The organism is Paenibacillus sp. HB172176 (assembly GCF_011947265.1).
Classification (GTDB): domain Bacteria; phylum Bacillota; class Bacilli; order Paenibacillales; family Paenibacillaceae; genus Pristimantibacillus.
The window spans coordinates 520197-533447 of record NZ_JAATHD010000002.1 but is presented as its reverse complement, the minus strand read 5'-3'; the positions used below and the strand labels follow the sequence as shown (position 1 = coordinate 533447).

Here is a 13251-nt window from a genome sequence, read left to right as displayed (position 1 = left end):
TGAAGAGTGGCGGATCGAGCTATTAGCAACATCAGGAATCACATGTACAATTTCTTTAGTCACAGTCTATCCCCGGCATTGCTCGCATCCATTTCAGTTTCGATCATTACAATAGTAGCTCTGTTCATTCCTCCATACATTGGAATGGCCGATAATGGTGATTACTTTCGTATATTGTACAGCAACGGACTTTACTTCAATGATCCGGATTATAGCAATCAGTATCTGGGATATTTCGTGAAATCGTTTGGGATTTTTCAATATTATAACGAAAATGGCGCAACATTATTTACTTCCCAAACCATATTTATAAAGCTTTCATTATGGATTAATCAATTATTTACGCATGATAATGTATTTGACATTCGATTTCAAGCAGCCATATATGTAGTATTGTACGCGATTGCTGTTTATCTGTTTGTTGAAAGTGTGACATGGAAATGCAAGAGGAAGCAGAGTTACATTATTGCGGCTATTGCTGTGTTCGTATTTGGAGATACTGGCTACACCGCTTATTTCAATTCCTTCTATAGTGAGGGACTCGTGCTCATTATGTCCATGCTCGTATTCTCCTCCGGAGTGCTTCTCTATCGGAATCGCTACAATGATTATGTTCTACTGTTCCTATTTGGAATCAGTACATTGCTGCTAACAACAAGCAAGCAGCAAAATGCACCTATAGGAATAATACTTGGGTTGTTCAGCATTTTCTTGCTATTTGTTCGCAAATCGAAATCTTTTCGAGCCGTGATAAGCATTATGATGGCAAGCTTTCTTATTGCCGGCGTTTGTTCGTATATCCTGATTCCGAAAGATTTCGTGAATATTAATAAATATCATGCTATGACAAGAGGGGTTCTGCTAAACTCTCCGGATCCAGAAGCTACTTTAGAGCATTTTGGCATTGACAAACAATTTGCAGTCTTGAGAGGTACGATATACTACAGTCCATATACGACTATTGATGTGAATTCAGAGTTGATGCAGGAGCAATTTTATAATAAGTTTAGTTTTGGTTCCATTCTTGCCTATTATATTTCAAGACCGACTGAGTTTAATAAAATGTTAAATCTTGCTGCTGCTAACGGATACACGATTCGTCCCTCAGCGATGGGCAATTTCGAGAAATCGGAGAATCGACCCTTTGGTCAGCATACCTACTTCTTCTCCGGTTATAGCTTTCTGAAGAAGGTTGCTACTCCTAAGACATTTGGATTTGTAGTTATTTGGATCATAATTGTTGCTGGAATGTATATTCCAGCATTCATTTCTGCAATTCGGAACAGGCAGCTGCGACAAGCTTTTCGATTACCTATAATTGTTGCTATGATTGCAATTGCGTTGTCCAGTATGGTTATAGCTATTGTAGGCGCAGGCGATGCAGATTTGGCCAAGCACGAATTCTTGTTTACCGTAATGTTTGATCTAATTACTTTTTTAACATTCTCGGATCTCATTTCAAGACGAATATGGCAGAACGAGTCTTTGTAGCCCAACGAAGTCTAACTGCAAACCAATTGGAAGGAAGGAGCGTTCATCAATGATGAAAAAAGCCATACTGTTCGTGCTCCTGTTGACTTTATCTTTAACTACGTTGCCTGTTGCTGATGTTTTTGCGGCAGAGAACGAAGTTGACCGTGTATTGGTTGTCTATGACAGTTTGGCAGTTGGTTCAGCGAACGAAGGCAATGTAGAACAGTTGCAGAGACTTCTCGTTTCATTTGGAGTGGAAGTTACTATATGCTCTTATGATCGTTATCAAGAGGGAACTATGAATGAGTTTAAAAAGGTTGTTGCTATTAGGAATGCGTTTGATTTGCCGGATGTTAGTCAGACTTTTCAAGCAGATTTCGCGAATTATAAAGGAGAATATATGCATATTGGAGCATTTCCTCCTGAAAGGGTAATTGAAACGTTGGATTTATCGATCAAGGTCGAAGAAGACGCCATTATATCCTTAGCAGAAGAGCCGTACTCGCAAGTTGCCGTCGATTCCGGGACCGTACCATTAATTGTACATGCTGCAGGCAAGACCTATGGAAATATGTATTCTGCTAATGATCATATGCAAGGACCTTACGGCAGCTTGAAAGATGGTGTGGCCTACGTATCCTATCTCTCAGCAGTAAGCTTGAGTGAAATCTTGTTAGCAGATGTGATGAAGGATTGGCTTCAGGCATCACTTGACAGCAGAGCTTTTTTATTATTCAGTAATGTGACACCTTTCTCTGATTTCGAGCTATTAGAGAGTATGTCGGATCGACTTTATGCTTTAGGAATTCCTTTTGTAATTAGTGCAAGTCCAGTTTTTAGCAATACTGATTTTCCGGCAATGCAACGCTATATAAATGTATTGAAATATGCGCAAGCTCACAATGGCAGTATATTAATCGAGGCTCCCGTTGTTTCTTCTGAAGCAGGATTGGTAAACGAAAGCCTGAAGGATCATATGAATTTCTATATGAATCAATTAGCAGACCAAGGGATTGTTCCGCTTGGTATGGCAACGGAATTGTATTGGTTGGACCATCCTCTATATGTTGAACAAGGCTTGCATTTTTTTGATAGTGTCATTTTTTTTTCGAATGAAAGTGCTAAGCTGGCTACTCAATCTGAATCAGTACAATCCTTTATATCTTCACCATACAGTATAAATATGGATGAATTTCAAGATTATCTGGAGTCAAAAAAGAAATTCATTGACCTGCCGTTTAACGTTGCTTTTACGTATTCCTTCCCGGAAACTCAATATGAATTAGACGAGATAACTCAGAGTTTGGCAGACAGTTGGATTCATTTTTCTGATTATAAAACAGATAGGCATTCCGTTCAAACAAATCTTCACCACATGACTTCTGCAGGTGGTCATTTATTCATCGATAATCATTCTGTCGATCTGAACTCAACCTCAGATACAACTTCGCCGCATATCTATATTCAAGAGAATGAAAAATCATTATCGGCGCTTTTCTCTTTGCAGAACCGTATCTTTAGCGTGATTATTATCTTGATACTTATTATTTTTGTGTTCCTGCTCATTATTGGGCATCGATTATACAAACGTAAATTTGTTCAACAGGAGAGAGAACTATGACCTTTGCGGATATTTTGATGCTTATATCTACGATATGCATTTGGACGTTGTTGCTTATAAATGTGGTATTGATTATTGCAGGTTATTTATTCTACGTTCAGGATGAGGGTAGGCCTGCACCTGAATGGACGGAAGAACAGCCATTTGTATCGATAATGGTCCCTGCGCATAATGAAGGCAAAGTAATAATCAAAACTGTCGAATCATTATTGGCTCTTGATTATCCTCATGACGCTTATGAGATTATTGTAATTAATGATAATTCATCAGATCAGAGCAGTTTACTGCTGGAAAATCTGCGACTAAGTGTGCCAAATCGTAATTTAATTATCATAAATACCGATTCAATTACAGGCGGCAAGGGGAAATCGAATGCACTAAATATTGGATTTGAGCGGAGCAGAGGTGAATTAATTGCGATTTACGATGCAGATAATACCCCGGAAAAAAAAGCGCTGAAGTATTTGGTAGGGGATATTATGTTGAATAAGAAACTCGGGGCCGTTATAGGCAAGTTTCGCACCCGTAATAGAAACGTGAATTTGTTGACGCGATTTATCAATGTGGAGACACTATCCTTCCAATGGATGGTACAGGCAGGACGTTGGAAATTGTTTAAAGTTTGCACGATACCTGGAACCAATTACATCATAAGGCGGGATATTGTAGAACGCGTTGGCGGCTGGGACGTTAAAGCGATTGCAGAAGATACGGAAATTAGCTTTCGCATTTACATGATGGGATATCTCATTAAATTTCAACCTAAAGCGGTAACTTGGGAGCAAGAGCCCCAGACAGTAAAAGTATGGTTTAAACAACGAACTCGGTGGGCAAAAGGGAATATATACGTTATTGTCAAAAACCTGAGTCTGCTCTTTAAACCGGAAGCCTCAAGAATTCGGTTCGATATCCTATACTTGCTCGCTATATATATTTTATTGTTGACTTCGCTTGTTGTCTCAGACTTGTTATTAATCTTTAATACAATGGGGCTTGTTAAGACGACACTTGCAAGTTTCAGTGCTTTGTTGTGGTTATTGGCTATATTGCTTTTTGTTATAGGTACGTATATTACGTTGGTTACGGAAAAAGGAGAAATGCGTCTTTCGAATATCTGGATCATCTTACTCATGTATGTTTCGTATTGCCAGATGTGGATGATAGTTGCTGCTTACGGGTTAATTCAATATTTCAAAGATGTAATCTTCAAACGAGAAGTGAAATGGTATAAAACGGAAAGATTCTAAGGCGGTGTGTATGTATGCAAAGTAGATTAAGGAAAATGGCTATCTTGATCTTAGCTATGCTGATAACCTTTCAGATGGGCGTCGTTACAACTTATGCGGCATCAGAGGAATTAGGTCGCAGCTATGTTACTTCATTTGAATCTGTTACATTGAAAGGCTATTCTACTGGCAATCAGCAGTACTTTAATGTAGAAGAATACTGGCAGGTAAATGATGCAAAGGTAAATTTGAATTATGAGGTTTCGGCTTTGATGCAGAGCGAAAGCTCCAGTGTAACGTTGTCTTTGAATGGAACACCGTTCTATTCATTCCGTCCGGTTGCGAATGAATCCAAACATCAGGATTTAGTTATTGAACTGCCTTTGAATCTATTGATTAAGGGTAGCAATACTTTATCGATTGAAGGTTTTCTGCAGTCCACTGGCACTGATCTGAATCAAGTGTGCGTTCAAACTGATTCGCAGGATAAGTGGCTACAAATCTATGATACTTCTACCATCTCTCTCAATTATTTATCACAACCAATGAAAGAGACTATTAGCGATTTCAATCAGCGGTTTTTAGGTCGTGATACCGTTAGCGAGGAATTGAACGCGATAGTGTTGCCGGAGAAAAATGATAAGATCGAGATGGAGGCAGCCGTTTATGCTCTTTCGGGTCTCGCAAAGGCTAATCCGCTCAAAGAATCCATTATTCCGTTGCTAACCTATGAATCCAAAGAGGTAAAAGAAAAGAAAACGGTTGTGTTTGTGTCACTCTATGATCATCTACCCGATGAAATCAAATCCAAGCTGAAATCGAGAAATATGGATAATGAAGCATTGCTCCAGCTAATAACTGTTGATGGACAAGCCATGCTGGTAGTGACATCTAACAGCCCGGATTTATTAATAAGAGCAGGAAGACTTGTTGCTAATCAAGATCTAATGCAACAAATGAATAAATCGATGAAAGCGGTCGAAGCTACGACAGAAGTGGACACACCAAATGTGCTTGTTAGCCGTACACAGAAGTTAACTGATGCAGGCGATAAATTAACAGGAGCCCTCCACAGGGAGATAACTTATTATGTATCTTTACCAGGCAATCGATCTATTGCAGACGCTAGCAAGATTAGTCTGGATTACAGCTATTCACAGAACTTGGATTTCGACCGTTCGCTTATGACGATACTTGTGAATAATACACCGATTGGTAGCAAGAAACTAACCTCTGAGCTCGCCAATGGCGATACAATTCAGCTTCCAATTCCGAAAACGTTAGATATTTCGGGAAATTTCTCTATCACAGTAGCGTTCGATTTAGAAATTCTGAATAATACATGCATGCAGAATCAGAATCAGATGCCATGGGCATTCATATCCAAAGATTCAATGATTCAAATAAACACCGCTGACGAGGCGGATTTGTCGTTTAATAACTATCCGTATCCATTTTTGCGCGATGGAAGCTATAATCAATTGGATGTCGTGCTTCCTATGGAGATGGACACATACTCGTATCAAGCTATCTCTAATTTATTTAATTTGCTCGGACAATTCGCAGTGACTAATACAGGGACGATTCAGTTCCTGGATGATAATATCGATGAAAGCGAGCTTAAGAATCATCAAGTCATTGCGATAGGGAGCTATGAGGACAATCAAGTCATTCGTACCGTTAATCAAAATCTTTATTTCAAATTCGACCAAAAAGGTTCGACGATTCTCTCCAATGAGAAGATTAGCATCGATTCGGAATACGGGAAGCTAATCGGTACAATCCAATTATTGGAATCACCATTTGCCGAAGAACATGGACTTCTTGTTGTTACAGGAGTAAATAAAGAAAGCATATATTTAGCTTCCAAATTGCTAAAGACGAGCGGAGATTTGTGGAAGGTGTACGGCGATGGTGTATTAACGGATAAAGATGGAACTATTAAAGCTTTTCGATTTAAGAAAGAAATGGAGCAAGAGGAGTCTTCTGCACTGTCAACGATTATGGATCGCGGCGATGTACTGGCATTTACGATCGCGGTCATGCTGATTCTGTTTCTAATACTGCTCTCGTTAATCCTTATGATTCGCAAATATCGTCGAAAGAGGAGTGATTAGAGATGAAGAAGAATCAAAGCAGCATATTGTCGGACAGCGCCTTTCTTCTTCTCTTTATTGCTTGTTTCATTAGTATCGTTTTCACGGCGGAAGACCCAAATCAATATATACAAAATATTATTTTTTTGAATTTAGCGTTTCTTATCGCAATTATTACCTATTTCACAACCGTAACAACGGGCCTGATTCTTAATATTCTGTTTCTGTTTGGCTATGGGACGTTCGTCATGTATCAGAGCGTGGTTATTGGGGGATCGGTTGAGTTTCAAAGTTATTTTTGGTTGATTATGACACCGGTCTATACGGTTATTGCATGGATGATTACAAGCGCTAATCGAAAGCTTCAAACCGAGAATGAACATTTCAAGAAAATTAATTCAAGGTTGGCAACTATGGACGAGAATACCAATTTGAAGAACAGTTTGGCTTTTCAGAATGATGCTACAGTATTTATGGCTTTATCTGTGAGATACAATATTCCTCTTGTGCTTATGGTCATTAATATTAAATATTGGAATGATTTAAAGGGAATGATAAGCGAAGAGTTTATGACGGAGACAATTAGGAATGTTTCCCAAATCGGCCAGACGAGTATACGCACGAATGACTCCTTATATCTGCTTAATAAAGATAATCCTACATGGGGAATGTTGCTTTTCACAGATCAAGAAGGCGCTAAAAACGTCATCGATCGTTTAAGAAAAAGAGCTAGCGAATTGAACACAACAGTACAAACAGACAAAAAAAGAATTGAATTGAGTTTCAAGATTGGCGCTACTCTCTATAATCCGGAAACGATTACGACTCCATTGGATTTCATCGTTGTAGCCAGGAAACAGTTGGAATATGATGTGTAGTTCAACGATTAGATCGTCATATTCATGGCCGCTTTTATAGCTGATTGAATATCGATACAGGAATGAAGACAGGGCTAGGTCCTGTCTTTGTTTTAATTATAAGACTTTGATAATCATCTCCATACGTCATTTGGACATGTCTGATTGTCATACTATTGTCATAGGAACAAGCGTGCTTATGGTTGTTTGCCTTGAGGAAAAAGGGCATAATGGTAGCAGGTGAAATTACATAGAAAAGAGGAACGGGAATGACCTATAACGACCGTTTCATTCGGGCAAGCCGTCGGGAGCAAGTGGATCGTGTGCCTGTGTGGTACATGAGACAAGCAGGAAGATACGATCCCGATTATCGCAAAATAAAAGAAAAATATTCGCTGCTTGAAATATGCAAACAGCCTGAGCTGGCGGCAGAGATAACGATGATGCCGGTGAAGAAGCTTGGCGTCGACGCCGCTATTCTCTATTCCGACATTATGAATCCGGTCGCCTCGCTCGGCATTGATTTCGACATCGTCGCGAACATCGGTCCCGTCATTCATAACCCGATTCGATCATCCGGAGATGTGGCTCGTCTGAAGCCGATCGATGTGGAGGGCGATTTGGGTCATGTGCTTGAGACGATCAAGATTTTGAACCGCGAGCTCCAGGTGCCGCTTATTACTTTTGCGGGCGCGCCGTTCACGATTGCAAGCTATTTGATAGAAGGACGTCCTTCGAAAAATTATTTGAAAACGAAAGCGCTCATGTACGGCGAGCCCGAGGTCTGGTTTCAGCTGATGGACAAGCTCGGCGATATGGCGATCGCTTATTTGCGCGCTCATATGGCAGCCGGAGGCAAGGCGTTTCAGCTGTTCGACAGCTGGGTAGGCGCTTTGACGCCGGGCGATTTCCGCCGATTCGTGCTGCCGACGATAGAGAGAATCTTCGCGGAGCTGTGGGATCTCCCTCAGCCGAAGATTTACTTCCCGGGCGTCAGCTCAGGCGAGCTACTGCCGGAGCTGGGCGAGGTGAAGGCCGATATGATCGGACTCGACTGGCGCGTCTCCATCGCAGAGGGCAGAAGAAGGCTCAATCACCGTACGGCGGTGCAAGGCAATCTGGATCCTACGGTGCTGACGGCTCCAATGCCCGTGATCGAGCAGTATGCGGCGGATATTATTGATCAAGGCCTAACCGAAAACGGCTTTGTATTCAATTTGGGACATGGATTGTTCCCGGAAGCGTCGCTTGAGAAGCTGGCGGAGCTGACAGCGTTCGTACACGCCTATTCCGAGAAGAAAATCGCATCTCAGAGCAAGGAGGAAGCGGGTTATGTCTAAGCATAAGGATAAGATCGGCGTGCTCGTCATGTCCTACGGAACGCCGCAGTCGCTGGAAGATGTAGAGGCTTATTATACGCATATCAGACGCGGCCATCCTCCGACTGAGGAACAGCTGGCGGAGCTGAAGGGGCGTTATGAAGCTATTGTCGGAGGCGTATTCCCGCTTAGGGAGAACACGGATGGACAGGTTGCAGGCTTGCAGGATAAGCTGGAGCAGCTTGCTCCCGGCACCTACGTGTGCTATCAAGGCCTCAAGCACGCTCAACCTTATATTGAAGACGGCGTCGAGCAAATGGCTGCGGACGGCATTACGGAAGCGATCGGCATTGTGCTCGCGCCTCATTATTCCATCATGAGCGTCGGCAGCTATAATAAGCGCGCGCTGGAGAAGGCGGAGAACCTTGGCATCGCATTGACATGCATAGACAGCTATCATATGCATCCAAAGCTGCTTCAAGCGTTGACGGATCGTGTCGAAGCCGGCCTGAAGCTTGCGGCGGAGTCGGCAGGGGAGGAAACTCCGGTGAAGGTGCTGTTCAGCGCGCACAGCTTGCCTGTCCGAATTAGAGAGCTCGGCGATCCTTACGAGCAGCAGCTGTTGGAGACTTCGGGAGCAGTAGCGGAAGCAGCAGGCGTGAAGGACTGGCAGTTCACCTGGCAAAGCGCAGGACGCACCCGCGAGCCATGGCTCGGTCCGGATATATTGGAGACGCTGCCGTCGTTGAAGGAAGAGGGCGTGCAGGCGGTGCTCGTTGCTCCGATCGGTTTTGTGTCCGATCATCTGGAAGTGCTGTATGATCTGGATTTGGAGGCGAAAGAGGAAGCGCGCCGTCTGGAGATGACCTTAGAGAGAATTGCGATGCTGAATCGCGATCCGTTATATATGGAAACATTGGCCGAAACGGTTATCAAAGCGACAACAGCCGGGAGAAAGGATTGAGCAGCATGCGGAGCAAAGACGCAATTGATCGAATTGTCATTATTGGCGGGGGGATCAGCGGACTGAGCTCCGCTTTTTATTTGCAGAAGGAAGCGGAGCGGCAAGGCAGAAGCGTTAGCCTTACGATTGTGGAAGCCTCCGATTCGCTGGGCGGGAAGATCAATACGCTGCGCAAGGATGGCTTTGTGATTGAGAAGGGACCGGATTCGTTCCTTGCGCGCAAGACTGCCATTATTGATCTGGCGAAGGAGCTTGGCATCGAGGGGGAGCTTACCGGGACGAATCCGAATGCCAAGAAGACGTATATTATGAGGGACAAAAAGCTGCATGCGATGCCGCCTGGACTTGTGCTCGGCATCCCTACCGAAATCCGGCCTTTCCTGAAATCGGGGTTATTGTCTTGGGGCGGGAAGCTTAGAGCGTTGCAGGATATGCTGCTGCCCGCGCGTCCGTCCGAGCAGGATGAGTCGCTCGGCGGATTTCTGGAGCGCAGGCTTGGCACAGAAGTGATGCGTCGTATTGCAGAGCCTCTTCTGGCCGGTATCTATGCGGGAGATTTGAAAAAGCTGAGCCTGCAGGCAACCTTCCCGCAATTCGCCGCTTCGGAGAAGAAATACGGGAGCCTAATCAAAGGAATGAAGCATAACAGACGGACTACGGCGGCGGCCGCCGCAGCTGCGGGAGCCGAGCGGCAAAGCAGCGCCTTCCTGACGTTCAAGGGCGGCCTCACGACGCTGGTGAAGGAGCTGGAGAAGGCGCTGAGCGCAGCGGACAAGCGGCTCGGCGTGCGCGTTGCCGCAATCGAGAGAGCGGAGGATGGATACAGACTGAAGCTGAGCGACAGCAGCGAGCTTGGCGCGGATCGCATCGTCATGACCGCGCCTGCGTTCGCGGCGGCTGCATTGCTGGAGTCGCATGTCGATTGCGATATGCTGAGGCAAGTGCGATATGTGTCGGTGGCGAATGTCGTTATGGCGTTCGACAAAGCCGCCTTTCCACTGGATTTTGATGGCTCGGGCTTTCTCGTTCCGCGCTCGGAAGGACTTCATATTACGGCCTGCACCTGGACCTCCAGCAAATGGCTTCATTCCAGTCCAGAGAACAAGGTGCTGCTGCGCTGTTATGTCGGACATTCGGAGGATCAGGAATCGGTAAAGCTTCCCGACGAGGAATTGATTGCCGCTGTTCGCCGCGATGTGGAGCTGTCCATGGGTATTAAGACGAAGCCGCTCTTCACGGAAATGACGAGATTAAATGCTTCGATGCCGCAATATCCTGTCGGGCATCTCGAGCATATCAAGAAATTTCGGGGGGCGCTTGCGCAAAAGCTGCCGGGCGTTTGGGTGACGGGCGCGGCGTTCGACGGCGTCGGCTTGCCGGACTGCATCCGTCAGGGCAAGGAAGCGGCTGCTGCTATTCTCTCCCAATGACCGCATTCATAATAGATCTCTTAGAATCATAGCCTGAAATTCCAATAGATTGTATAATGGGGTAGATTGTCAAATGATGCGAAATTCAGCGGCAGAAGCTTATGCTGCTGCGCGAATCAGAAGGAGTCTGCCTTATGACCTTATCCAGATCTGCCGCCCGTCAACGGGAAAAAGAGAATCGAAAACGGAAAAATCGCAGATATATGAGCTTGACGCTCGTGGCTGCCGGCATTGTATTGGTGTTTACAGGCGTCGCGTTAACAGCGGCGAATGGCGGCAAGCTGTCATCTCTTTTCGGATTGGACCAGGACAGCGCTCCGAAGACTGTCACTGACGGTTCGAAATCAAATGATGGGAATAATGGCGGTTCATACGGATTTACGTTGGATGATAACCATGAAGACAGCGGGAACGCAGCGTCGAATCAAGGAACGGATGAAGCTGTGTCGTCCGATAATGGAGATAACGAGGAGAACGCCGCTGCGAATCAGGGAGGGGATGCTGCCGGCATTTCCTTATCCTTTGTCGGCGATGTGCTTCCGGGCGAATATTTGAATGCTCTGATGGAGCAGAACGGCTTTGGCTATCCTTACGAGAAGGCGTTCTTCTATTTGAGCGAGCCCGATATTACAGCAGGAAATCTGGAGCTTCCGATTACGCTCGGAGGTACGCCGATCGAAGGGACGCAATATGTATACAAAGGCTCGCCCGACGCGCTGCCGGCTTTGAAGAAAGCCGGGTTCGACGTGCTTAGTCTGGCAACCAATCATGCGATGGATCAAGGCGTGGAAGGGATGCGGGATACGATTGCGTATTTGGACGAAGCTGGTCTAGGGCATATGGGAACCGGGAATAATGATACGGAAGCGTTCAAGCCGTATGTGATGGAGGCAAAGGGCATTAAAGTGGCGTTCATCGGGGTTAGCAAGGTTATTCCGTATAAAGAGCTCAAAGCGGACAGCAACGTTCCCGGCATCGCGGAAACCTACGAAACGACTCGCGCAGTGAAAGCGATACAGGCTGCCGAAGAGGAAGCGGATATTACGGTAGTCATGGTGCATTGGGGCGAGGATAACAAGGATATGCCCGTCGATTATCAGAAGCAATACGCAAGAGCGTATATCGATGCCGGCGCGGATTTGGTGATTGGCTCGCATCCCCATGTGCTGCAGGGCTTCGAGAGGTATAACGGCAAATGGATCGCATACAGTTTAGGAAACTTTATTTTCTCATCCTATCCCAAGGGCGCGAACGCGGAAACGGGCGTGCTTGACGCCAGATGCTCCAAGGACGGCGAATGCGAGCTCGCCTTCAATCCGATGATTGTTGTCCAGGGACAGCCGAATCCGCTGGAGGGAGAAGCCTCAGAGGCAATGCTTGCCCGTCTATCTTCTCTATCCTTCGGAGCGAAGCTTGATGAGAACGGGAAAATCACGGCTGAGTAACCCGTGCTCGGGGTGAGAGGCTGGACTTGAAAGGGCTCGAGAGGGAGGAATAGCTTCTGATGAGAAATACATGCGTAGCGCACCGGGGCTGGTCGGGAAGGGCGCCCGAGAATACGATGGCGGCCTTTCGGATGGCATTCGAGGCGCAGGATGTAGAGTGGGTGGAGCTTGATGTGCAATTAAGCAAGGATGCGGTTCCGGTCATTATTCACGATTATAACTTGAAGCGAACGACGAATGGACGCGGCGAGGTAAGAGACAAGACGGCGGCCGAGCTTTCGGAGCTCGATGCCGGCGCTTGGTTTTCCCCGGCTTTCAGAGGCGAGCGAATACCGACGCTGGCAGGGGTGCTGCGGGAAGCGAAGGGACGCTGCAAGCTGAATATCGAGCTGAAAACGGACGGCATTCGGTATCCGTTTCTCGCAGACAAGGTTTTGGAGCTGCTCGAGGCGTATGACACTGAGGAATTTGTGCTTACCTCCTTCGATATCGGAACGCTGTATCGCATCAGAAAGCTGTCGAAGCAAGTGAGAATCGGACTGATCCTGGATCATTGGCGTTCTACGCTGGTGAAGGAGCTGGAGGATCTCCATTCGGATTTCCTCTCCATCGGACATTCGAAGCTCAACAAGGCTCGTCTGGCCGAGCTTCATCGAGCGGGTACTCAAGTAATGGCCTGGACGGCGAATGAGAAGCGAACGATTCGCAAGCTTGCCTCTCTTGATCCCGAGCTTATGATCTGCACGAATTTTCCGGACCGCTGGAGAGAAGTGATTGACGGCCGGCATGCCACAGACGCAGTGCAGGGACGGTGATTGAG

At 45.7% G+C, this 13251-nt stretch carries 10 protein-coding genes; all 10 read left to right on the top strand.

The features are described from left to right. Window positions 1-6: 6 nt before the first annotated feature. The 10 genes from wsfD (at window position 7) to HFP08_RS04910 (ending at window position 13246) form a co-directional block, all read left to right on the top strand. The gene (wsfD, locus tag HFP08_RS04955; protein ID WP_206109178.1) at window positions 7-1491 is read left to right on the top strand and encodes a glycan biosynthesis hexose transferase WsfD; all 1485 of its coding nucleotides are present in this window, start codon (window positions 7-9) and stop codon (window positions 1489-1491) included. A 49-nt stretch (window positions 1492-1540) separates the two neighbouring features. After that, window positions 1541-3094 carry a DUF2334 domain-containing protein gene (locus HFP08_RS04950; protein ID WP_168119372.1) on the top strand — a complete coding sequence of 518 codons (1554 nt, stop codon included), beginning with the start codon at window positions 1541-1543 and terminating at the stop codon, window positions 3092-3094. Next, window positions 3091-4341: a glycosyltransferase family 2 protein gene (locus HFP08_RS04945; RefSeq protein ID WP_168119371.1), complete on the top strand. Its 1251-nt coding sequence runs from the start codon at window positions 3091-3093 to the stop codon at window positions 4339-4341. The genes HFP08_RS04950 and HFP08_RS04945 overlap by 4 nt, the downstream gene beginning before the upstream one ends. A 14-nt stretch (window positions 4342-4355) precedes the next feature. Next, the gene (locus HFP08_RS04940) at window positions 4356-6437 is read left to right on the top strand and encodes a cellulose biosynthesis cyclic di-GMP-binding regulatory protein BcsB (RefSeq protein ID WP_168119370.1); all 2082 of its coding nucleotides are present in this window, start codon (window positions 4356-4358) and stop codon (window positions 6435-6437) included. Window positions 6438-6439: 2 nt separating this feature from the next. Beyond that, on the top strand, window positions 6440-7294 hold the full coding sequence (locus tag HFP08_RS04935) for a GGDEF domain-containing protein (protein WP_168119369.1): 855 nt from the start codon (window positions 6440-6442) through the stop codon (window positions 7292-7294). Between the two features lie 248 nt (window positions 7295-7542). Further along, window positions 7543-8613 carry a uroporphyrinogen decarboxylase gene (gene hemE, locus HFP08_RS04930; RefSeq protein ID WP_168119368.1) on the top strand — a complete coding sequence of 357 codons (1071 nt, stop codon included), beginning with the start codon at window positions 7543-7545 and terminating at the stop codon, window positions 8611-8613. Continuing rightward, a complete protein-coding gene (gene hemH, locus HFP08_RS04925) occupies window positions 8606-9556 on the top strand; it encodes a ferrochelatase (protein ID WP_168119367.1) in 951 nt (316 codons plus the stop codon). The genes hemE and hemH overlap by 8 nt, the downstream gene beginning before the upstream one ends. A gap of 5 nt (window positions 9557-9561) precedes the next feature. Further along, window positions 9562-10986, top strand: coding sequence for a protoporphyrinogen oxidase (hemY, locus tag HFP08_RS04920; RefSeq protein WP_168119366.1), 1425 nt, complete (start codon window positions 9562-9564; stop codon window positions 10984-10986). Window positions 10987-11120: 134 nt separating this feature from the next. Beyond that, the gene (locus tag HFP08_RS04915; protein ID WP_168119365.1) at window positions 11121-12431 is read left to right on the top strand and encodes a CapA family protein; all 1311 of its coding nucleotides are present in this window, start codon (window positions 11121-11123) and stop codon (window positions 12429-12431) included. A 59-nt stretch (window positions 12432-12490) separates the two neighbouring features. Continuing rightward, window positions 12491-13246 carry a glycerophosphodiester phosphodiesterase gene (locus HFP08_RS04910; RefSeq protein WP_168119364.1) on the top strand — a complete coding sequence of 252 codons (756 nt, stop codon included), beginning with the start codon at window positions 12491-12493 and terminating at the stop codon, window positions 13244-13246. Window positions 13247-13251 lie beyond the last annotated feature (5 nt).

Bases quoted from the DNA above. Each gene is read 5' to 3' on its own strand.
- HFP08_RS04950 (WP_168119372.1), top strand. From the start codon at position 1,541: ATGATGAAAAAAGCCATACTGTTCGTGCTCCTGTTGACTTTATCTTTA.
- HFP08_RS04945 (WP_168119371.1), top strand. From the start codon at position 3,091: ATGACCTTTGCGGATATTTTGATGCTTATATCTACGATATGCATTTGG.
- HFP08_RS04940 (WP_168119370.1), top strand. From the start codon at position 4,356: ATGCAAAGTAGATTAAGGAAAATGGCTATCTTGATCTTAGCTATGCTG.
- HFP08_RS04935 (WP_168119369.1), top strand. From the start codon at position 6,440: ATGAAGAAGAATCAAAGCAGCATATTGTCGGACAGCGCCTTTCTTCTT.
- hemE (WP_168119368.1), top strand. From the start codon at position 7,543: ATGACCTATAACGACCGTTTCATTCGGGCAAGCCGTCGGGAGCAAGTG.
- hemH (WP_168119367.1), top strand. From the start codon at position 8,606: ATGTCTAAGCATAAGGATAAGATCGGCGTGCTCGTCATGTCCTACGGA.
- hemY (WP_168119366.1), top strand. From the start codon at position 9,562: ATGCGGAGCAAAGACGCAATTGATCGAATTGTCATTATTGGCGGGGGG.
- HFP08_RS04915 (WP_168119365.1), top strand. From the start codon at position 11,121: ATGACCTTATCCAGATCTGCCGCCCGTCAACGGGAAAAAGAGAATCGA.
- HFP08_RS04910 (WP_168119364.1), top strand. From the start codon at position 12,491: ATGAGAAATACATGCGTAGCGCACCGGGGCTGGTCGGGAAGGGCGCCC.